The 23,264-nt window shown below is 34.2% G+C and carries 17 protein-coding genes; 2 read left to right on the forward strand and 15 right to left on the reverse strand.

The window, feature by feature from the left end; all coding sequences use genetic code 11:
- Positions 1 to 11: 11 nt before the first annotated feature.
- The 11 genes from PBV87_RS11900 to PBV87_RS11950 form a co-directional block, all read right to left on the reverse strand.
- Entirely contained in the window at positions 12 to 1,580 is a 1,569-nt protein-coding gene (locus PBV87_RS11900) for a hypothetical protein (RefSeq protein WP_271012443.1), read from the reverse strand.
- An 83-nt stretch (positions 1,581 to 1,663) separates the two neighbouring features.
- A complete protein-coding gene (locus tag PBV87_RS11905; protein WP_271012444.1) occupies positions 1,664 to 3,160 on the reverse strand; it encodes a leucyl aminopeptidase family protein in 1,497 nt (498 codons plus the stop codon).
- Positions 3,161 to 3,180: 20 nt separating this feature from the next.
- The gene (locus PBV87_RS11910; RefSeq protein WP_271012445.1) at positions 3,181 to 6,282 is read right to left on the reverse strand and encodes an alpha-mannosidase; all 3,102 of its coding nucleotides are present in this window, start codon (positions 6,280 to 6,282) and stop codon (positions 3,181 to 3,183) included.
- Between the two features lie 23 nt (positions 6,283 to 6,305).
- Positions 6,306 to 7,664, reverse strand: a complete 1,359-nt coding sequence (locus PBV87_RS11915) for a family 4 glycosyl hydrolase (RefSeq protein WP_271012446.1) — start codon at positions 7,662 to 7,664, stop codon at positions 6,306 to 6,308.
- A gap of 8 nt (positions 7,665 to 7,672) precedes the next feature.
- Positions 7,673 to 8,605 carry a carbohydrate kinase family protein gene (locus PBV87_RS11920; RefSeq protein ID WP_271012447.1) on the reverse strand — a complete coding sequence of 311 codons (933 nt, stop codon included), beginning with the start codon at positions 8,603 to 8,605 and terminating at the stop codon, positions 7,673 to 7,675.
- A 91-nt stretch (positions 8,606 to 8,696) separates the two neighbouring features.
- Positions 8,697 to 9,617, reverse strand: a complete 921-nt coding sequence (locus PBV87_RS11925; RefSeq protein ID WP_053983327.1) for a carbohydrate ABC transporter permease — start codon at positions 9,615 to 9,617, stop codon at positions 8,697 to 8,699.
- 62 nt (positions 9,618 to 9,679) lie between these two features.
- Positions 9,680 to 11,431 carry an extracellular solute-binding protein gene (locus PBV87_RS11930; protein WP_271012448.1) on the reverse strand — a complete coding sequence of 584 codons (1,752 nt, stop codon included), beginning with the start codon at positions 11,429 to 11,431 and terminating at the stop codon, positions 9,680 to 9,682.
- A 22-nt stretch (positions 11,432 to 11,453) separates the two neighbouring features.
- Positions 11,454 to 12,407 carry an ABC transporter permease gene (locus tag PBV87_RS11935; RefSeq protein ID WP_053983325.1) on the reverse strand — a complete coding sequence of 318 codons (954 nt, stop codon included), beginning with the start codon at positions 12,405 to 12,407 and terminating at the stop codon, positions 11,454 to 11,456.
- An 83-nt stretch (positions 12,408 to 12,490) separates the two neighbouring features.
- Positions 12,491 to 13,006 carry an endonuclease/exonuclease/phosphatase family protein gene (locus PBV87_RS11940; protein WP_271012449.1) on the reverse strand — a complete coding sequence of 172 codons (516 nt, stop codon included), beginning with the start codon at positions 13,004 to 13,006 and terminating at the stop codon, positions 12,491 to 12,493.
- A gap of 3 nt (positions 13,007 to 13,009) precedes the next feature.
- Positions 13,010 to 13,249, reverse strand: coding sequence for an exonuclease/endonuclease/phosphatase family protein (locus PBV87_RS11945; RefSeq protein WP_271012450.1), 240 nt, complete (start codon positions 13,247 to 13,249; stop codon positions 13,010 to 13,012).
- The gene (locus PBV87_RS11950; protein WP_271012451.1) at positions 13,249 to 14,178 is read right to left on the reverse strand and encodes a metallophosphoesterase family protein; all 930 of its coding nucleotides are present in this window, start codon (positions 14,176 to 14,178) and stop codon (positions 13,249 to 13,251) included. Before PBV87_RS11950 ends, PBV87_RS11945 begins: the two co-directional genes overlap by 1 nt.
- 206 nt (positions 14,179 to 14,384) lie before the next feature.
- Between PBV87_RS11950 and PBV87_RS11955 the strand changes: the two genes are divergently transcribed.
- Positions 14,385 to 14,837 carry a DUF6669 family protein gene (locus PBV87_RS11955; RefSeq protein ID WP_271012452.1) on the forward strand — a complete coding sequence of 151 codons (453 nt, stop codon included), beginning with the start codon at positions 14,385 to 14,387 and terminating at the stop codon, positions 14,835 to 14,837.
- A gap of 17 nt (positions 14,838 to 14,854) precedes the next feature.
- A complete protein-coding gene (locus tag PBV87_RS11960) occupies positions 14,855 to 15,778 on the forward strand; it encodes a CehA/McbA family metallohydrolase (protein ID WP_271012453.1) in 924 nt (307 codons plus the stop codon).
- On the opposite strand, the gene PBV87_RS11965 is transcribed toward PBV87_RS11960, so the two are convergent.
- The 4 genes from PBV87_RS11965 to secA form a co-directional block, all read right to left on the reverse strand.
- Entirely contained in the window at positions 15,773 to 17,386 is a 1,614-nt protein-coding gene (locus tag PBV87_RS11965) for a response regulator transcription factor (RefSeq protein WP_271012454.1), read from the reverse strand. The genes PBV87_RS11960 and PBV87_RS11965 overlap by 6 nt on opposite strands.
- Before the next feature lie 12 nt (positions 17,387 to 17,398).
- Positions 17,399 to 19,174 carry a sensor histidine kinase gene (locus PBV87_RS11970; protein ID WP_271012455.1) on the reverse strand — a complete coding sequence of 592 codons (1,776 nt, stop codon included), beginning with the start codon at positions 19,172 to 19,174 and terminating at the stop codon, positions 17,399 to 17,401.
- A 276-nt stretch (positions 19,175 to 19,450) separates the two neighbouring features.
- Complete coding sequence (locus PBV87_RS11975) at positions 19,451 to 20,206, reverse strand: endonuclease/exonuclease/phosphatase family protein (RefSeq protein ID WP_053983318.1); 756 nt, start codon at positions 20,204 to 20,206, stop codon at positions 19,451 to 19,453.
- A 230-nt stretch (positions 20,207 to 20,436) separates the two neighbouring features.
- The gene (secA, locus tag PBV87_RS11980; RefSeq protein WP_053983317.1) at positions 20,437 to 23,016 is read right to left on the reverse strand and encodes a preprotein translocase subunit SecA; all 2,580 of its coding nucleotides are present in this window, start codon (positions 23,014 to 23,016) and stop codon (positions 20,437 to 20,439) included.
- Between the last annotated feature and the right edge of the window lie 248 nt (positions 23,017 to 23,264).

Raw genomic sequence — 23,264 nt, forward strand, 5'->3', positions numbered from 1 at the left:
TTCTTTCTGTTTTAATCCTCAAATAGCTCAACTGTCACTACATGCTCCATAAACTTATAGCGGAACCTCACCACTGTATTATCTTTTTCTATTTTGAAAGTCCCTTTATTTGATGAACCACTTCTTGGATAGGTATCATAACAATACGTTGCTGACAACGTTCCATAAGTTGAAACAGCATAATCGAACTCACCTGCAAATGGCATCACTACAGAAAGTGTATAAGTATTGTCCCCTATATAATACATACGTGTCACTTCACTATTTGAATCATTCTGTACTGCACCTACATGTGGTTGAAAACTACCATAAACCACTACCTTCTCAGGAAGTTTCATACCTGTTTCTTCATCATAGACTTCATGGCATCCATAGTGAATAAGATCTGATGGATTAGCTGCTTGCTTTCTTAGCTCATCACTAGTTTCCCACAGTTTCTTAACTGTCTCTTCTTGACCAAATCCCATTGGGCAAGCTTCGCTCTTCGTATTGATTTGATAATAATCTTGAGTATCCCATTCACCATTATCAGCGCGTTGCATTTTAACTGCCGCACGATTTAGTGTTCTTCTAAATGGTACTTCGAAGTATGCGTTAGGATTATTAATAGCTGTCCATTTATAGGTATACTCTAGGAAATGGCTTTGTCCTTTTTCATCTTGGTTTGCAAACCAACCAATCTGATCATACCCCCACCAATCTTTCCATGCTCTTTCCTCATAAGTGTAGTCATCAAAATTATCTACAACCTTACCGCCCCAGTTATCATATTCCATTAAAAATGGCATAGCATCTGCTGACCAACCATTTGGGTTTTCCCCACCTTCACTAAAGCCTTCACGTACCATTACCAGTTTCTCACCTTCTCTATCAAGTAAAGGTACTCTTGTAAATGGCATAGCATTGTAATCTAATAAGAGTTTGCCATTTATACTAATGCCATGGCTATGGGCATCCATCAGTACTAAATGACGTCGCCCATGAAGCTTTGCATAGTCACGAATCATTTGCATTAATTCTTGCATCTTCTTCATGCCACGATCATTTGCTGTATAAAGGTGAATTTGTCCCATATGTAGTGCTTCATAACCTGCATCTATATAACGTGTTGCACGATAATAGAACCACATTCTTGCCTCTAAGCGATTAAGATCTGGAATCCCACCTTCATCTCCCCAAATAAACCCATTTGGCTTCTCTGGGAAAAGCATATCAGCTACTCTAAATCCTCTATCTTCTACTGGTAATCCAAAAGCTTCAAATACATAAGCCGGTACTTTAAAGCGATCTTCGTAAAAATAAACTGCTTCAAAAATACAAGCTTGTAAAATAATCTCCGGATCTACTTCATGTACACGATCAGCTAAGTACTTAGACTTTGCAAAGTGTTCCTCATCACATTCATCTGGCTCCCATATACCTGAAGCACGCCCAACAAACTTCACACCCATATTTTTAAGTGCTCTAAGGTCATCTTCTAATGTTTTGGTATGAATAAAAAATGCTGCAGATACAGAACGTGATAAATAATTCTCTAATACTTCCTTTGAAATTGTTGTATCAAATGTATAGTTTTTCATGCTGTCCTCCCTAACTTATTCTAAATATTATCTCACTCTATTCTAAAACTATAAAATCTCACTATCTAGCAACCTCTCAAACTTTACTTACTTGTATGTTCCAAGTAAGAAGCTATTGTACTTGCTAGTACACCTGTGGCCCCTTTTTCTTTCGTATTGCTATCACTTCTACATACTGCTGTTCCCACTACATCTAGGTGAATCCAAGGTAATCTCTCTTCTATGAATTCTTCTAAGAAGCAAGCAGCCACACTCGCCCCCGCTGCATATCCAGGTGCATAATTGATAAGGTCTGCTGTCTTAGTATTTTTAAGTAACTTATGATAAATGGTATCTAGTGGAAGCCTCCACACTTTTTCTCCTACCTTATTGGCATAGGTAAGGAATTCTTGATAGAAGGTTTCATTGTTTGAGAATACTCCAGAAATTTCTGTTCCCAATGCACCTTGGCAAGAATACGTTAATGTTGCTAAATCTATAAGCTTGGTTGCCCTTTGCCTAATAGCATAAGTCAGTGCATCACATAAAATAAGCCTACCTTCAGCATCTGTATTCCAAATTTCTACCGTCTTACCAGACATGGTTGTAATTACATCGCCCATCTTAGTGGCTGCTGGGCTAATGACATTTTCAACCGCTGGTATAACAACTAAGAGATTGGTTTCGCACTTTAATGCTGCCAGTATTTCAATGACTGCCAGCACATTGGCTGCACCACACATATCATACTTCATGCCCTCCATGCCATCTAACGATTTAAGATGGTAACCTCCAGCATCAAACATAACACCTTTTCCGATAAGTGCATTAAGTTCTTTCTCCTTAGAACCTCGGTACTTAAGAACTACTAAATTGGCTTCTTTATCACTTCCTGCATTAACAGATAAAATACCTCCACAATTTAATGCATGTAATGCTTCATTACCTAGTACTTCACACTCTAGGCCATAGTGTGTAGCAAGCTGCTTAGCATAAGCACTAAATTCCTTAACATGTAGATAGTTATTTGGTATATTTGCAATTGTTCTTGCACGATTAATAGCTTTACCATATATCACACCTTTTTGAATTGCTTCATTATAATCTGCATTCATTATAAGTGTGATTGTTAAATTTGATTTTTCATCTGTTAGTTGCTCTCTTAATGCAAAAATATTTTCATCAGTTACCTTTGTTAGGTGTTCTTTATTAAACCGGTAAGCTCCTTCATACAAAGCTCCTATAACTATCTGAACCATTTCACTCTGTAAGATGCCTTCAATATGTAAATGTTCTAATAGGATTTGACAGTCTTGATTATTTCCTTTTCCAAACTGGCTAAATATATTTCTAACATCTTCAACCGGATTAACCTGTTCTCTTATAATAGGTAGAAACTCTAGTTGAACCCATGTTTGATTCATATAGATTACAGGCTTACTTTGTTCTTCTATAAAGGCTTCTATAGGAAAATCCTCTTTTAAAGTTGGAAGTAAAAGTTGTAGCCACTCCTTTTTGATCCCCTCTTCTTTTAAATACGGTATCACAATATATTCCGTTTCTTGATTATAAGTTATTGCTGTACTTTGGTGGATCTGCATCTTTTACTTCCTCCTTTAATTTATTTTACGTTAATCAATATTGTTTTGATTTCATAAGGTGTGACTTCTACTGCAATATGGGAAGTTTTTGCTTCTCCTATTACCTCTTCCATTAAGTTGCATTCTTGCCAGCTTGCGATTTCTAATCCACTTTGTACATTCACTTTTGTACGCCTTCCCATAAACTCATGGAAACGTAAGATGATTTGATTTCCTCTTTCAGCAAGTTTAATACAGTCTACTTCAATATTTTCTTGATCAAATGCAAAGAGTGATCTATCTATAAGCTTGCATGTACCTTCTAATGCAGTTAATGGGTTATTTAAATCAAAAGCTTCTTGCTCAATATCTGCCTCATACCATTCAGTGCTATGAGGTAAAATCGCATAGGTAAAAGTATGATTGCCTAAATCAGCACTATAATCTGGATCTATTGCTGACTTAATAAGAGATATACGCATCACATTTTCTTTAATGTCATGACCATATTTACAATCATTAAGAAGGGCTACACCATAACCTGTTTCTGATAAGTCGATCCATTTATGTGCAATGACTTCAAACTTAGCAGCTTCCCAGCTATTGTTTCTTGTAATAGGTCGTCTAATATTACCGTATTGGATATCAAATCTTGCATCTACTGCACGTACATCAATAGGGAATGCAGCTTTCACAAAGCGCTGACGTTCTTGCCAATCCACTTCTGTTTTGAAATCAATACGTTTCTTATCAAAATAGAGGCACATAGTTTGTCTAATCTCTGACTTATGGTAAGTCCATGTAAAGTCTACAAAGATACCTAGTTCATTTTGTCTAACTTCTACTGCTTTTAAGTGGGTTACCTCTTCCATCTTAAGATCAATAGTTGCTTCTAACTCCCAAGCATCAAAACAACGAGGTTTATCTTCAAATACTTGAAGGACATTTCCTTTTGCACCTACTGGCAAGACCTCACGCTTAGCTTCTTTGTCATAGATACTTATAAGCTGCCCTGCTTCATTCCAGCTAATACGGTAATAAGGTGTCTCTACTTCTTGTGTATTAAGTTTTAATGGGAATACTGTATCACAGTTACTTACCTTTTTAATTGTAGTAAAGGCAAATGGTTTCATACCTTTTATAAGGACTGTTGCCACACTACCCTCTACTGCACTCTTTAAGAGATTGCCCTCTTCATTTATAAAAGTATCTCCTTCTTGCGCACCTTCTACTGTAATGTAGCTATCTCTTGTCCAGTTACTATTATTAAATACAGTGTAAGTTCCTTCTTCTTCTGTCATTAAACTTACTTTAACTTGTTCCATTACATTATCCAGTAGCGCCTTTGCTTGTGCATACTCAAGACGGCTATCATCATAAACTTCTTTAATTGATGAACCTGGTAAAATATCATGGAATTGATGACAAAGTACAATCTTCCATGCTTTTAATAAATCTTCTTTATTATAAGAAACTCCTTCAAGCTGATGTGCAAGCACACTCATAATTTCTGTATCACGCAAGAAGTTCTCTAATTTACGATTCATACGTTTGTTATAGCCTTGTGAAGTATAAGTTCCACGATGGAATTCTAAGTAGAGTTCTCCATCCCATGTTGGAAGATAGCCATTCATTTCATTGTTGGTAATTGTGTCATTAAGTCTTCTAAAATAATCTGTAGCTGTTTCCACTTTGACACTTGGAATACCAGGAATCTGGTTAAGTGTAGAGATTGTTTTAATCATATCTCTATTTGGGCCACCGCCTCCGTCACCATATCCATAAGAAATAATGAGGTCATTGTTGGTATCTTTATTACTATAGTTATCCCACACGCCCTTTACAGCATAAGGTCTAGAATCTCCATTGTAAGTGTAATAGCTATCGCCTTCATCTGTTGTTGTGATAAAATGTGCTGTCACTTCACTACCATCCATCCCTCTCCAGGTAAAGGTATCATATGGCATCTTATTCATATCATTCCAGCTGATTTTAGTTGTCATGAATGTATTGACACCAGATTTCTTAAGAATCTGTGGCATAGCCCATGAGTAACCAAATACATCAGGTAGCCATAGGAATTCACTCTCATAATTAAACTCATCTTTGAAGAAATTCTTGCCTACTAAGATCTGCCTTACAAGTGATTCTCCTGATACAACATTACAATCACACTCTACCCACATAGCGCCTGATGGTTCCCATCTGCCTTCTGCTACACGTTTTTTAATATGTTCATAGATATCCGGATAATCATTTTTCATATATTCATAAAGCTGAGCTTGTGACTGTAAAAAGCTATAATGATCATATTTGTCCATTAAACGATTCACTGTTGAGAAAGATCTTGCTGCCTTTTCTCTTGTATGGCGTAGTCTCCATAGCCAAGCTACATCAATATGCGTATGTCCTAACATACTCACACTTACATTTGGCTTGCCGCGTCCATCCATTTTACTACTTAAATATTCGTAAGCTTTTTTTGTACTCGCATAGAATGCTTCTGACTTTGGTTCTAAGTAATTTACTAATTTAAAAGTTTGAACAAGCTCACTTAATAACCATTGTTTGTATTCATTGTTATCGTCTAGTAGTGCATGAGTTTCTAATACGCTACGTGCTAAGAAATAAAGATCATCTGTAGGATGGTCCAGTACACCAAACTGTGCACGTACAATTTCCATAGCCATATCATGAGGTACGCCACCTCCACTTAGCCCTGACCATACTCGGAACTTAAGATCTAACTCTAATCCGTTTTCACCTACTTCTAGGAAGATTTCTTTATGATTACCATCTACTCCTTGATAAGGTTTACCATTTAAATAAAGTAAACTTTCAAAGTGACTGTTATTTCCTGTTCCAACAGGTACACCAAAATCAAATAGCCCTATCACTTCTTCATCTTTGAGTGTCTCTGGGATACTAATTTTTGTACATAACCAGTTATATTGATCCCAGCCTTTCCATCTAAATCCAGGTGTTACTGTTACTGGTTCTCCTTGTGGCATACGATTACCTACTGTCCCATCATCTGTATACCAATTAAATGAAGCAATATCATGGAGATTTCTATATCTAAGTTCTTGAAGTTCTTCGATTAAATTGTTAATGCGTCCTTTATTATGAAAGTCAAATGGCATATGTATTCTCCTTTAAGTTTACTTTAATTAAAAAGCCCACCATAAGCTTGATCGTATTTTTCTACAAGTACTTTTGCAAGTGAGTATGAATTAATAAGTGGATGTAATGTTAATGCTTGTATTGCTTTTTCTTTAGATTTTGTAAAAATTGCTTCTACTGTTAGTTTTTCGTATAACTTAATAGCATGAATAAGGACATTGCAGTACTCTGGTACTTCACCAACTGCTACTGGATGGATGCCTTCTTTAGAAACGTTACAAGTTACTTCAACCACATCTTCCGGTGCTAAGCCTGCCATACATCCTTGGTTTTGTACAGAAAGTACAAGATATCTACCTTCTTCACTTTGTAAACCTTCAATACAATCTAGCATCACACCAGCATAACCTATACCATCTGGAACTTGTAAATTACCTCTTTCTATCTCTGCTTTTTTGTTACTTCCTGTTTCAATACTCATATAAGAACGTTCTCTTACTTCCATGTAGTAAAGGAAGATTTGAAGTGCTTCTTCTGGTTGTTCATCTATATTAATACGTTTGAGTTCTTCCATCATTTGTATATTTACAGCTTCGATTGTCTTACCACGTGTAGCACCTGATTTAAGAATGTTTTCTAATGCTTTTTCTCTATGATAGTAGTAATAAAGATACTCATTTGGTAAGAATCCAATTTGTCTAAGTAGATCTGGATCAAACATAGAAAACTCCTGAATGCCATTTAAGAAAGCATCGTCATTTAATAATGTAGGTAGCATCTCCTCTTCATATCGTTTCACACTACTAATCCAAGAAAGATGATTAAGTCCAAAGAATTCCACATATAAATCTTTTTCTGCTACATCTAGGGCATGTGCCATACGGAACTTAGTACTACTTGGTGCATCGCAAATCCCTATAATTTTGTCATATCCCTTACTTCTTAGTGCTTGTGTCACAAGACCTGAAGGATTACTAAAGTTGAAAATCCAAGCATTTGGTGCGTGCTCTTTAATGAGTTCACAGTATTCTATAAGTACAGGAATTGTACGTACTGCCATAGAGAATCCACCTACACCTGTTGTCTCTTGACCAATCACTCCTGTTTCTAATGCAATGGTTTCATCTACAACTCTTGAGTGGTCCCCACCTACGCGAAGTGTTGTAACAATATAATCCGCTCCGGTAATCGCTTCTACTGCTTCATATGCAACTTCTACTTGTAACGTTTCATTTCTACGTTCTACAACATGTTTGCAAAGCTTACCTATGATCTCCAATTTCTCTCCGTCTATATCAAAAAGAACAACTTTATTAATGTTTAAAGCTTTATAACGATCTAATAATCCATTAACAAATATAACGGTACGAACACCTGCGCCTCCAATAACTGCTATTTTCATGATATCTCCTACCTTTCTTGTTTTGAAATGAATTCTAATAGCTCATGTTCTTGTGGGAAACCTGTATTACCACCTAATTGTGTTACAGATAATGCACCACATCCATTACCGCATTTAAGGCTTTCTTCTACACTCTTACCCTTTAAAAATCCATATACGAATCCTGCATTAAAGGAATCTCCAGCTCCAGTTGTATCTACAGCCTTCACTGTATAGGCACAAGCTTCATAAATTTTCCCATTCTTTATTGCCATCGAACCTTTCTTCCCTAATTTAATCACTACTAAAGAACATGTTTGTGAGAAATCTAGAGCAGCATCTATAGCTGTTTGTTTACGACTATAGTGGATAGCTTCTGTCTCATTCATAAAGAGTACATCTATGTAAGGGAAGAGTTCATAAATACCTTGATACCATTCTCCAGCATCATCCCATCCTAAATCAAAAGATACAGTAACTTCATTCATATCTTTTACTCTTCTAAGAAGTTCTAAGTACTGATGATGATTTTTAGTGCCTGCATACCCTGTTACATGAATATGTCTAGATTGTCCTACACCTTCAAGATCTATCTTGGATAAGTCTATCTCATCATTAGTCCCTCTATAGGTAAGGAAAGAACGATCTTTTTCATTAGTAAAGCTAATTGAGATACCTGTTTTATTCATACTGCTTGTAGCAAGTAAAGTATCATCTACATTTTTTATGCGAAACTCATCACGTATAAACTTACCATAGCAGTCATCTCCAATAGTTCCTTGAAATACAGGATTTAATCCTAACTTTCCAATGCCTAATGTAAAGACTGCAGCGCCACCACCCACATAGGTATTCATTATATCTACAACATCCTCTTGCCCTGGTAAAGGAAACTTCTCTACACCTGGAATTACAAGATCAATATTAATATCACCATAGACATATACATCCCATTTTTTCATTTTCATTCTCCTCTATCAAAAAGGAGCGCTGCGCTAACTTGGCTTAGTGCAACGCCCCACTTATTTTCATGTTTAAGTTATTTACCACTTCTTATCCTTTTACTGCTCCAATCATAGCACCTTTAGCAAAATATTTTTGTACGAAAGGATACACACAAAGGATTGGAACTGTTGTAACAATAACTGCAGCCATCTTTAATGAGTCTGATGTTACAGCACTATTAGCTTGTGCAATTGCTTGTGATGCTGTTGTAACTTCTTGTGAAGAAGCCATTGCTCTTGATAACATTTGTTGAAGTACTGTTTGTACTGGCCATAATTTACTAGAATTCATGTAAAATGCACCTGAGAACCAATCATTCCAATGTCCTACTGCTGTATATAGTCCTACTACTGCAATAACAGGCTTACTCAGTGGTAAGATTATTTGAGTATAAGTTTTAAAATAACCACACCCATCTAACTTAGCTGATTCCTCTAAGCTATCTGGAATAGATTCAAAGAATGTTCTAACCATTAATAGATTTGTTACACCTACCATTCCTGGGATAACATATACCCAGAAAGAGTTTAATAATCCTAAATTTTTGTATTGAATATAAGTTGGAATCATACCACCACTAAATAACATAGTGAATGTAATCATCATTGTTATAAGTTTTCTACCTGGCAAATCCTTTTCTTTAAGTGCAAAGGCTGCAAGTGATGTAACAATTAAACTTAATGATGTTCCTATTACTGTCCTTCCAATTGTAATACTGTATGCTTTCATAATTTTGCCATCTGCAAATACTTCTTTATAGTTATCTAAAGTAAATACACGAGGCCAGAAATAAATACCACCTTTTGCTGCATCAGCTCCATCATTAAAGGATAAGGCTAATACATTAATGCAAGGAACTATGATTGCTAAGCATAGTGCGATAACAACAAAATATATAAATGCCTGAATAAGTCTGTCACCTAAATTTTCTTTAATTTTTGTTTTCTTTACCTTTTTCACTTTTTCCATGTACTCCTATATCCTTTCTTTTTTATTATGCCTCCACTACCGAAGTAGTAGAGGCATAATGATTAATTCACTGGATAGAAATTGATGCTTTCTTTATCTTCTGTATAAGTTTCTGTTAAGTAATCTCTAAATTCTTCTAAACCAGCTTTTTGAAGTTGTGTACGGAAACCTTCTACAATGTTTTGTACTTCTTTTTCATTTGGTGCATACATTGCTTGAACAAGCATTTCTCTATAGTCAAGTAATGACATTTGTGCTTTTACTTCTTCTAAACCTTCTGATGAAAGGTAAGCTGTTGCTTTTAATCCTGGTACAAGTTTTTTCTTGTATGGGTAATCTGTCGCAATTTGAATTGCGCCTTCAAAGCCTGTTCCTGCAGATGCGCCTGGACGACTTTCTCCACATTCTTCAAGCCAATCAAGGTCTGTCATAACATATTCCCAGAATACTACACCAGATCCACCAAATGATGCACCTACATTGTTAATTAACCATTCTGAATCACCATTATTTAAATGTTCTAATACTTCTTCTTTAACCACTGGTTTACCATCTACTAAATCATAATGAACACCTTCAACTCCGTAGTTTCCTAACATTTTACCTTGTGGAGTTGATAAGAAATCAAAGAATGCAAAGATTTCTTCTGGATTTTTTGAATCTGCTGAGATAGCCCAAGCACCATAACCTGTTTTACCACGAACAGTTCTTGCATTATCTCCCGTGTAGTCATCTAAAGGTCCTAGTGGTACCCAGTCACCTGTTTGATATACAATCTCTTTGTAGTTATGTACGTCTGCAATAATAGCTGAGTTGTGTGTTTCTGATACTTCAGCTGCACGTGTTCCATCCATTGTAAAGAACTCTGGATTAATTAAATTTTCAGCTAATAATTGTCTTACAAAGTCAATTTTCTTATAAACATAATCTGTTTCAACTTCATGTTTGATTGTTCCATCTGTATCCATGTTATAACCATCACTTACTCCCCAGTCATAACCACGAACAATATAATCTAAAGTATCTTTTGAACCACCCCAGTATTTAGGTCCTAATGGATAAACTGGTTGACCATGATCGTCTGTAAAACCACCATTTTTAATATCTACTAATAATTGATAGAATTGCTCTTGTGTTCTAATTTCACTTGGATTAATACCAAGTGTATCTACAATATCTTTTTGGATGTACATTCCACCTACATATTCTTCTTGTGGATTGAATTCTAGTGTTCTATCCACTGCTGGAATAGAAAGTTGCATGATGTATGCACCGTCTAAGTCATCTCTAAAAGTAATATTTTTATAAGCATCATTTGGAAGATAGCCTTCTTCTAAATACTTCTTATATACTTTTGAGTTTTTCATATACTCTGTTACATCAGCAAACATCCCCTCTTTTGCTGCTTTATGTAATAATGAAAATTCTGGTCTTGATGAATCATTTAAGTACGTAACAACTACATCTGGAATACTACCTGATGCAAGATGAGAAGCAAGAACTGCTGCATCGTTATCACCTGGTGTATATTGAATCTCTACATCAATCCCTGTAAGTCTTTTAATTTCTTTTCCAACAGGTGTATCACTTAAATTATTTGGTAGTGAATAACCAATATCATCTACATAAGCTTGAACTACAATTGTACGGTCTGCAATCCAAGTATCTGGTTTGTCACTTGTGTCTACACTCGTATCTGTACTCGTACCGTTACTGCTACCACCACTACTTTGTGCACAACCTGTTAAACTTCCCATTAACATCGTTGTTGCCATTGTTGTTGCTACGATTGATTTAAAAACTTTCCCTTTCATCTTATTACCTCCTCTTATTTATTTACCATAGTCCTACTTCAGTGAATTTTTTGGATAACTTATTACAAATAATAACAAGTATTAAACCTACAACACCTTGAATTAAACCAATTGCTGTTGCATATCCAAACTGTCCGCCTGCTAGACCAATACGTACAACGAAAGTATCTAGCGTATCTGCTAATGCCATATTACCTGGAGTTCTTAATAAATAAATTTGTTCAAATCCAGAAGAAAGAAGACCACCTACACCCATAATAAAGAGTAGACCAATTGTTCCTCTAATACTTGGCAATGTAATATGCCAGATTTTCTTAAGTTTTGAACAACCATCCATTTCTGCTGCCTCATAAAGAGCTGTATCTACAGAGCTAATTGCAGCTAAGTAAATGATGGAATCCCAACCAATGTTTCTCCATAAGTCCATAGAGAATAGAATTTGGAAGAAGTATTTAGCTTCCATTAGGAAGAATGTGCTAGGGTCTCCTCCCATTGAACCAATAATTTGGTTTAGTACCCCAGTATTTGGAGCGAGCACTCTTTGCATCATTGTTACAATAATTACTGATGATAAAAAGTGTGGTAAGTAAGTTATAGTTTGCACTGTCTTTTTGAATTTCAAATTGCGAATTTCGTTTAACATCAATGCAAGAAAAATAGCAAACGGGAATTCTAAAATACATTTGATAAGACCAACCGTTAATGTGTTACGAAGTAGTCTGACACAATCATAACTACTAAAGAAGGTTTTAAAATATCTAAGTCCTACCCAAGGGCTTCCCCATATACCTTCTCTAAAGGAATAATCCTTAAATGCTAACACAATACCTGTCATTGGTACGTAGCAAAGTAAGATGAAGTAAATAATAGCAGGCAATAACATTAAATAAAGTGGCCAATACTTCAAGACCTTTTTCCATTTTGGTTTTGCCTGCTCTGTCTTACATTCAGCTTTTGCAGCAATAACACTACTCATGTAACTCCTCCTTCGTGTCGATGTGTTTTAATCTACCTTTATGATAAAATTTTTAAGCTTTTTGAACAATGTACAAAACTTCTTTATTTAGTGGTCATTTCTACGAACACCGGATAATGATCTGATAAAAATACACCATTGTACTCATCTGTCCAAAGTCCCTTTTCCTCACACACGACATGAGGTGATGAAAAGATATAATCTATCTTTTCATTTTCTTTTACTCTACCAAAATCATGATATGTCCCTTCTAAATCCGAGGTCAAATCTACCAATTTACCTACTTCACTAATCATGGTTACTTCTAGATCACTTGAGTAGGCGTTAAAGTCTCCTGTTAAGATAATCGTTGCATCTTTAAATAGAGTAATTTGTTGTATATAGGTTAAGATTTGTGTCATCCCTAATACACGCGCTTCACTTCCTTCATGATCAAGATGCGTATTAAACACACGTAGTATCTCTTTCGTCTCTATATCCTGAAGTACCATTTCAGTACACGTCCTAGGACACATACTTTGCTTTTCATAACGTGATCCTGGAACTTGTGGTGCTTCAGATAGCCAAAATGTATTCATACTTATCATTTGATATTGCATTTTTTAAAATGCAATAGTGGTTTGTTCATCTTCTAAATTTTCATCTCTTCCACACCCCAATACATAGTAATCTGTTAAGTTTTCTTTTAACCATGTTGCTACATGTGGAAGTACTTCTTGAAAACAAATAATATCAGGACTTTCATTTTTTAGTTTTCCTAAGATATAAGGTTTTCTATAGCAAAAGCTATTATTGTCGTCTTGATTATAATCACAACGTATATTAAAGGTTACAAACTTCATTAATTATCATCCCTTACTCTTTCTGGTAAATGCATAGATGGATTATCTATAACAGTACCATCTGATAATCTTACATAGGTTTCAAAGCTTTCGGTATTATTTTCATCCAAGATAAAGATTCTTGCACCTCGTAAGAAATCTTCTTGTCCATATGTGTTATACCCTGTTGCTCTACCATACCCCAATGTAATACCGTACATTTCACCGTAGAAATCATTAATATGGTCATGTCCTACAAATACACCTTTTGTATGGCCTACTTCTTGCATTGCTGCAAAAAATCCTGAGTTAATCTTTGGACTACAAATACCTTCTCGTTTCATGCCATAACATGTTTCCATTGCCCAAACTTCATGATATTCAGGAAGTGGAATATGCATAAATACAAGTGACGCAAAATCTGGATTTTGAGCTTCATACTTCCTCATCACATCTTGGTACCATTCAATTTGTGGCTTTTGGACATAAGCATAGCCTTCCATATGAGGCAATGGATTATAGTTACCAGAATCTATCCCTGCAATAACCCACTTAACTCCTCCATCATGGCCAACTACTTCTAAAGTGTGGTTCCCTATTCCTACTTTAGAGTTTGCATCATGGTACATCATACAAGTTGGAATACCTTGAAGTACTTCAAATAAAGCTTCATATCCTTGTCCTTCTTCTGTATCATGATTTCCAAATGTATAACTAAAAGGAATATTAGATTCAATAACAGGTGTTAAAGCAAGTGGTAAATGGTCCACATTTTCTTCTCCATATACTGTATCTCCTGTAATCATAATAAAATCAGGCTTTTCCTCTTTTAGTATTTTTCTCATTAATTCTACAGTTTCTTTATCCACTTCATTGTTGTCGCTGAAATGAATATCTGTAAATTGTAATAGTTTAAACTTTCCTTCTTGTGAAAATGTAAGTTGTTTCATCTCATTATCCTCCATCTTAATTCAGTCAATATAATTGAAGCTTTTTTGTAATGTCAGATTACTAAAGATACTTATGTATAACAATGGACTATTCTACGCAAAGGGATGGATATTTCTACGACTTTTTTAATACTATTGAAATAGTCTAAAAATGATAGTATATTTATCACATCTTTAAGAATTCACTTCCAAAAAGGAGCATTCGGATGAAAAAAATATATGAAGTTGGCGGTACACTCAACAAAGGTTTTGTGGGCCAAATCTCTTATACAATCTGTTTAGATGATATTTACAAAGAAATGGACATAACTTTTAGCTTTGATAAACAACATTATGAAGTAATTACTGATGATTTAAAGAAAGAACTCGTGGCTGCCTGTAATGGTAAATACGGTGCCGATACAGCTAGTGACGAAGTAATTACTGATACTATTCGTGGGATGAAAACTGAACTTCAAGTTATTGTCACAATGAATGATCAATTTATTGGAGGCATACATCGTCAAGAAACCTGTAGACATCTGTATTTTAGTGAAACTGATGCTACTCCAGGCTGTATCCCTCAGTCTCAAATAGACGGTGTCATACGTATCACCATTGTGGCCTTTAGCGTTATTCGTGATGATACTAAATACTCATTATCTTTATCCGCACAATAAAATAGGAGGTTAAAATCATGTACAAACGCTTAGAACTACATAACCATACATTGGAATCAGATGGCAATCTTACAGTACAACAACTTATTGATTTTATGCTAACAGACAAAGTAGATGCCTTTGCTTTAACTGATCATAATACAATCTCAGGCCATGTAAAAGCTCACAAAATATTAGAGGCATATCCTATAGATATGCCTTGTATTTATGGTATGGAATACACCACTTATTATGGTCATATTTTATGTCTCAACTTAAAAGAATACGTTCCTTGGGAAAATATCAATAAGCATAAACCAGAGCTTCTCTTTAAGGCAGTACAAGAAAAAGGAGCGCTCGCCGGTGTGGCTCATCCCTTCTCATGCGGTTACCCTATTGCTACTTGTGGGTTCGAAATGACCTTTACTGATTATGCTTATATAGATTTCATTGAAGTCTTTAATAATCCAGAACCTCTCCATGAAGTGAATGAACGTGGTTTACTTTGGTGGGAAGACCTAACCTTGCAAGGTTATCGTATTGCAGCGACCAGTGGGATGGATCTACATGGTACAGATAGTATGCATGATCAGTTTGCTACTTTTATTGAAGGTAATGCTACTGGAGATATTGAAATAGAATTAGAAACAGCTATTCATAGTGGACAAACATGGGTGTCAAAAGGTCCTCTTCTTAAGACTCAAGTTAATCCTGATTCACATACTATCCAGTTCTCTATTGTCTCAACCTCAAAACCTGGCTATATAGAACAAGCTCATGGAACTTATCTTCTCTCTTTACGTACAAAAAAAGGAACTTTATCTATCCCATGGGATATCAAAGCTCCTCTTACTATCAATATTGATGATTTAAATACTGAATCTATTATTATACCAAAACTTTATCAGGGCTCTCTTGAAATTGAAAACTTAGTTTGTATAGCCCCTGTTCTCTATCTATAACTTACTATAGGATTTTCTATACTGTAATGGAGTTTGGCCAGTAGATTTTTTAAATACTTTAAAGAAGTACTGGCTATCTTCATATCCTACTTCTTTTGCAATATCTACCACACTCTTTGATGATTGTGCTAAGTATTCTCTAGCCTTATTAATACGGAGTTCTTTAATATAATTAATTGTTGTTTGTCCCGTTTCTTTCTTAAAGATAGAGGAAAAATAATTAGGACTCATCATAAAACGTTCTGCTAAGTCGTTAATAGCAATATCTTTATTATAATTATTTGTAATATACTTAGTTGCAAGCTTAATTTTATTCTTAGCATTTGTATCCATATGTGTATCTGTTTCTAAACAATCAAGTACTAACGTCCATAGGTACTCCCTTAACTCTGCTAAAGAAGATATCCCCACCAAATCATCTAAATCCATTACAAGCTGTTCTGCCTTTTGAGGCTCTTTCTCAAAGCTGGAGTGAGCCGACTTTAATAAAATCCCTATGATACGTACCCAAACAATACGTATGTAATTCACATTATATTGTTGCATACACTCATCGGAGAAAATAGCATTTAAAATAACCTGTATATTCCCTATATCTTTACGCTCTATGTACTGACTCAGCATATTTAGCTCACTTGTGGGTAGCTGTGTACCTGATAATAATTTAATATCATCATAAAAATACATACTCCCATTCCCATGAATAAGCCTTTGTTGAAAAGCTTCTTGTGCTTCTTTTGTACTATCTAATGATAGCTTATCTGTTACTGAACTAATCCCTATACTAATAGAAATTTGCATACGATTCCATAGCACACCCTGCAATGCTGAAAAGACTTGTTCTGCTTCAGCTCTTAATGTAGTGCTACATTCATTAGACAAAATTGCAAATAATTGGTTGGTATTAGATAGGTTACTTATAACTACTTTATCACTTTGAGACGGGAAATCACTTAGGATATTTTTGATTGTAAAACGTATAAGTTTAATATCTTGATATCCAAATTTATTCCCCTCATAGCTATCTCCATCTATATTCATAAGAATAGTCATAAATTTTCTTTTTTCTAAGGGGAATTGTTCATTGACTGTATTAAATAGTACCTTGCCTTCTCCTTTCAAGGGATTAGGATGATATAAAAGCGCATTTAAATTCTTTTCAAAAATATGCTTTTGATTTTCAACAAGTATTTGCTCTCCTAATTTAACTGTTCTGTGATTATGCTCCTCAAGTTCTATACGCTCTAAAACATTATTCATCGTCTTTTTTAATTCTTCATTTGAAATAGGCTTCAAAAGATAAGCATTAACACCTAAATTAATGGCTTGCTCTGCATAAGCAAATTCAGCATATCCACTTAAAATAATAAACTGGATGTGCGGATATAAAGGTTTCACTTTTCCAATAAGCTCAATCCCATCCATATCATTCATTCGGATATCTGTAATGACAACATCTGCTGGCGCTTGTTCTAATAGAGATAATGCTGTCGTTCCATCATCTGCTTCTCGTATAGAATCAAATTTAAATCCTAGATAATCAATTCTTGCTCTAATGCCTTGTCTAATCAGTTCTTCATCATCTACAATTAAAATACTTCGCCCCATTTTATCCTCCTCTTATTGCACAATCGGCAAACGTATTGTAAAACAACTACCTTCGTTTAATTCACTTCTTATCATAATGCCATAGTCATTTCCACAGGATAATTTAATTCTTTGATTTACATTTTTAACACCTATGCTTCTTGTTGTTCTCTTAATATTTTTATCTTGATCATTAATATATTCAATAAGTCCTTGTAAACGCTCTTTAGACATTCCTACTCCATCATCTTCTATTTCAATGAGAATATCACCATCTTGTTGATAGATAGAAATACTTAACTTACCTTTCCTTGTATGATTACTAAGTCCATGGATAATTGCATTCTCTACAATAGGTTGTAAAATAAATCGTAATATTTGAGCATGCATTAATTCTGATTGTACATTATAATCCACCTCAAATTTATTGCCAAATCTTGCTTCTTGGATAAATATGTAGTTTTTAGTATGTTTTAATTCTTGTTCTATAGTCACGTACTCACCATAGTTTTTTCCTAAACTATACCTAAAGATTTCTCCTAATTTCTCACATAAATCACAGATATTAAATAGCCCTTTTATAGCAGCCATTGCACTGATTGTTTCTAAAGTGTTATATAAGAAATGTGGATTAATCTGCAATTGTAAATTTCTAAGCTCAGCCTCCTTTTTCTCTAGTTGTTGTATATAATTTTTTTGAATTAGCTTGTCTAGTCTTTTAACCATAGAGTTGAACTGCTTATCTAATAATGCAATTTCATCATTTCCACCTATTTCTTCAGTTACTGTAAGGTCACCTTCTTCTACTGCCTTAATCTTACGGACTAATTTTTCTACTCTAAAAGCAAAGCTTCTAGTAAACAAATAGGCTGTTATTATAATAACACCTATAACAATTAAAATAATTGGAATAATTGAACGTCCTAACTCCTCTTGCTTATCTACCAACACATGGCTATCAAACAAAAATATGATATCTAATCCATAACGCTTTACCGTATCTTTATAAATAAGCATATTATTATGCGCTGTCATTTGATTACTTGTAAGTTGGTGAAAAGGGATTTCATCCAACTCTCTAACCAATTGTTCTTCGGATTCATAAATTAAATTACTACTTTCATCTAATACAATAATGTCATAAGAATAAGTTCCATTTTCTTTATCTTTAGGAGGTTCAAATAACTTATCAGCATATAAATCCAGCTTTACGAATCCTAAATCACTATTTTTAAACGAATTTGTATCTATATAATTGATTTGCTGTACTAATGAAAGCACTTTGTTTTTTCTATTAGCTGTTAAATATGAGAAAATATTCCCTTTATACTCTGGATGATCTATATACCATACTTCTTTCACTGCCTCTTCTAACATGGATACATTATTTCCATATATTTTTGAGTCATATACGGTTGAATAAATCATACAGTTCCTATATTCACTATAGCCTTCTAATCGTAAACTCTTGTTCACCTCTTTACTTACTTTATCACCTTTTATATAGGGATTAGAGTCATCCCCTTTACCTAATAATTCATCCATAATAATCGTGTTATTCGCTATCTGTTGAAGCTTATCCTGATATCTAAAAAAGCTCCCATTAATATCATTCATATATTGAAGTACTAGCTGCGAGGATGATTTATCTAAAGTCGTTACAACTAGATCTGACATTTTATTAAATAAGAGTAGACTAATAAGAATAATAGGTACTACACTTACAACTAAAGTAAATACAAGAAGTTGAATAAATATTGTATTGGAATGAAAAATATATACCCCAATTTTCTTTAATATTTTTGTCATTTGATCCTCTTTTCTCATTCCTAATATATAAGTTCACTAAGCAAGCAATAAAATTAAATAATAGTATTTATATAATATCTTTTAAAATTACACTAATGCATGTCAAATTATATCACATTCTTTTCACAATTTGTATATTTTATGTTTAATTTTATTTACTTATATAGAAAATTTATTAAAATACAACAAATAAAAAAGCTTAATCTTAGTTACATTTTAGTAATCAAGATTAAGCTCTTTATGGCTATACTTATTTATTCGCTCTATACTTCTCTTTTATTTTTTAATAATCTCAGCACATACAGGATAATGATCTGATAGATATACACCCTCTTTTTCATCTTTCCATGGTGTCACATCATTACATACTAAATCTGGTGATGTAAAAATGTAATCTATTTTATTATTTATTGGTAGTGTTTCATACTCATGGTATGTTCCCTCTACTCCCTCTGTTTGATCTATTAATCCAGCTTCACTAATTATTTTAACTTCTGGAGTATCTGGTGTTGCATTAAAATCTCCTGCTAGACAGATAGATGCATCTTTAAATGTTTCAACTTCTTTTATATAAGTTAAAATCTGTGCCATACCTAACCTTCTAGCTTCACTTCCTTCATGATCTAAATGAGTATTAATAATACGATAAATTTCTTTTGACTCTAAATCTTGTAGTATAACTTCTGTACAAGTCCTTGGACAAATGCTTTGCTGCTCATAACGTGAACCCGGTACCTGTGGGGTTGGTGATAGCCAAAAAGTATTCATATGTATGAGCTGATATTTTTGCTTTTTAAATGCTATTGCTGTTTGTTCATCCTCTAGATTTTCATCTCTTCCACATCCTAAGATAAAGTACTCCTCTAGATTTTCTTTTAACCAACTTGCTACATGAGGAAGTACTTCTTGAAAACAAATTATATCTGGTAATTCTTTTTTTAATTTCTCTAATACTAAAGGCTTTCTATAGCAGAAATTATTATTTCCATCTTGATTATAATCACATCGAATATTAAAAGTTAAAAACTTCATGTTTAAATCTCCTCTCAATGCTCTAGTTATTCTAGATGTCTTTATAAACAAGATTACTAAAAACCTATGATTATAGCAACATAATATTTTATATTAATTAATATTTTACTTTTATTTTTTTATTAATTATAATTATATCTTCAAACTATATCTAAGCTTAAGCTCTATTATTAAATAAAAAAGGCTCTAGATACAAGCTATGACGCTTGTATCTAGAGCCTTAAATTTATTTATTCGTTTTGTCCACAACATTGTTTGTATTTTTTACCGCTACCACATGGACATAAGTCATTACGACCTACTTTTTCTTTTTTCACTACAGGTTGAGCACCTAAGCTTTCGTCTTTGTGGTTTGTGCCAGTTACTTTAATAACTGCTTCACGTTTGATTTCTTGATGTGGTTGAAGTCTTACGTGGAAGAGTGCTTTAACTGTTTCTTCTTGAATGATTTCTGTCATTTCTTCGAAGATATCAAAGCTTAAGAAGCGATACTCTACTAATGGATCACGTTGACCATATGCTTGAAGGTTGATACCTTGACGCATTTGATCCATGTTATCTAAATGATCCATCCATTTTTGGTCAATTACTTTAAGCATGATAACACGTTCAATTTCACGAAGTTGCTCACCAATTTCTTTGTCTTTTACTTCATATAAAGCTTCTGCTTTGCTATAAAGAAGGTCAATTAAGCTATCTGGTGTAAGATTTTGTTGCTCTTCTTTTGTAAATTCAACTTCTTCAAATGGAATGATTGTTGAAAGGTGATCCATCATAGATGCTAAATTCCAGTCTTCTGGATACTCAATACCATTTGTTGCACTCATAACAGCTTTTGTAATCACATTTTTAGCCATGCTTAATACATTATCTTTAAGATTTTCGTTTTTAAGAACTTTGAAACGTTCACCGTAGATAACTTCTCTTTGTTCATTCATAATCTTATCGTATTCAAGAAGATGTTTACGAATACCGTAGTTATTACTTTCTACTTTTGTTTGTGCTCTTTCAATCGCTTTTGAAAGAATTTTGTGTTCGATTGGTTCATCATCTGGAAGACCAAGTGCATCAAACATTTTCATTGTTGTTTCTGGAATGAATAGACGCATTAAATCATCTTCAAGAGCTAAGTAGAAACGTGATTCACCTGGGTCACCTTGACGTCCTGAACGTCCACGTAACTGGTTATCAATACGTCTTGACTCATGGCGTTCTGTACCGATGATTTTAAGACCACCAAGTTCTTGTACACCATCTTCAAGTTTAATATCTGTACCACGACCAGCCATGTTTGTTGCTATTGTTATAGCACCCTTTTTACCAGCTAATGAAACAATTTCAGCTTCTTTTGCATGATATTTTGCATTAAGTACTTGGTGACGAATACCTTCTTTTTTAAGAAGTTTGCTAAGAAGTTCTGATGTATCAATTGTTACTGTACCAACAAGAACTGGTTGTTGTTTTTCATAAGATTTTCTAATATCTTCAATTACAGCTTTGAATTTAGCTTCTTCTGTTTTAAATACCATATCTGCATGGTCAATACGTTGAATTGGTCTATTTGTAGGAATAACAATAACGTCCATTCCATAAATATCTCTAAACTCGCCTTCTTCTGTTAAAGCTGTACCTGTCATACCAGATTTTTTATTGTATTTGTTGAAGTAATTTTGGAAAGTAATTGTTGCAAGTGTTTGACTTTCTTTTTGTACTTCTACGCCTTCTTTAGCTTCAATCGCTTGGTGAAGACCATCTGAGTAACGACGTCCATCCATAAGACGACCTGTAAATTCATCAACAATAACAATTTCACCTTTTTCATCTACAATGTAGTCTTTTTCAAGGTGCATTAAGTTATGTGCTTTAAGCGCTATATTAATATGATGTTGCACTTCCATGTTATCTGGGTCAGCTAAGTTTTCAATACCAAAGTATTGTTCTGCTTTTTTTACACCATCAGCTGTAAGGGTAACATTTCTTTCTTTTTCATTAACAATGAAGTCCCCTTCTTCTTCTATTTCTTCTCTCATAAGAGAAGCCATAGCACTTTCTTCACCTAAAAGTCTACCTTTTTTAAGGCGTCTTACAAAGATATCAGCTGCTTTGTAAAGGTGTGTAGATTTTGAACCACTACCAGAGATAATAAGTGGTGTTCTTGCCTCATCAATAAGAACAGAGTCAACCTCATCAATGATTGCATAGTTAAGTGGTCTTTGAACCATTTGCTCTGCATAAAGAACCATGTTGTCACGTAAGTAGTCGAAACCAAATTCATTGTTTGTACCGTAAGTAATATCACAGTTGTATGCCGCACGTCTTTCATCGTTTTCCATACCACTTAAGATACACCCTACACTAAGGCCTAAGAAGTTATGAAGTTGTCCCATTTCCTCAGCATCACGTTTAGCAAGGTAATCATTAACTGTTACAACATGTACACCTTTTCCTGAAAGGGCATTTAAATAAGCTGGTAATGTAGCTACTAATGTTTTACCTTCACCAGTTCTCATCTCTGCAATACGCCCGTTATGGAGGATAACCCCCCCAATAAGCTGTACTTTAAAGTGTTTCATTTTCATTACACGCCAACCAGCTTCACGACATACTGCGTAAGCTTCTGGTAAAATATCATCTAAAGTTTCTCCGTTTGCTAAACGTTCTTTAAACTCCGCTGTTTTTGCTTTAAGCTCATCGTCTGAAAGCTTTTGCATAGCTTCATCATAACTTTCAATTTTTGCAACGATTGGTTCTATTCTTTTCAGCTCACGTTGAGAGTGAGTTCCAAAAATTTTCTCTACAAAGTTCTTCAAAATCTTCACCTTCTTCTTTCTATGTTATATATGTATCAATTTTATCACATACTAAGTTTCATCAGAGTAAACGCTATCACTAAGTATATCAAATATTATACACTATTACAACTATCCAACCCATCCAATTATAGGTAGGGTAAGGTTATGTTCTTATTTATTCTTGACTATAAAGTTCATTTTTTATTCATAATTTTGATACCAAATTATCATATTTCATCGCTATATAATTAGTTAACTAACTAATA

This window comes from Holtiella tumoricola (assembly GCF_027857615.1).
Taxonomy (GTDB): domain Bacteria; phylum Bacillota; class Clostridia; order Lachnospirales; family Cellulosilyticaceae; genus Holtiella; species Holtiella tumoricola.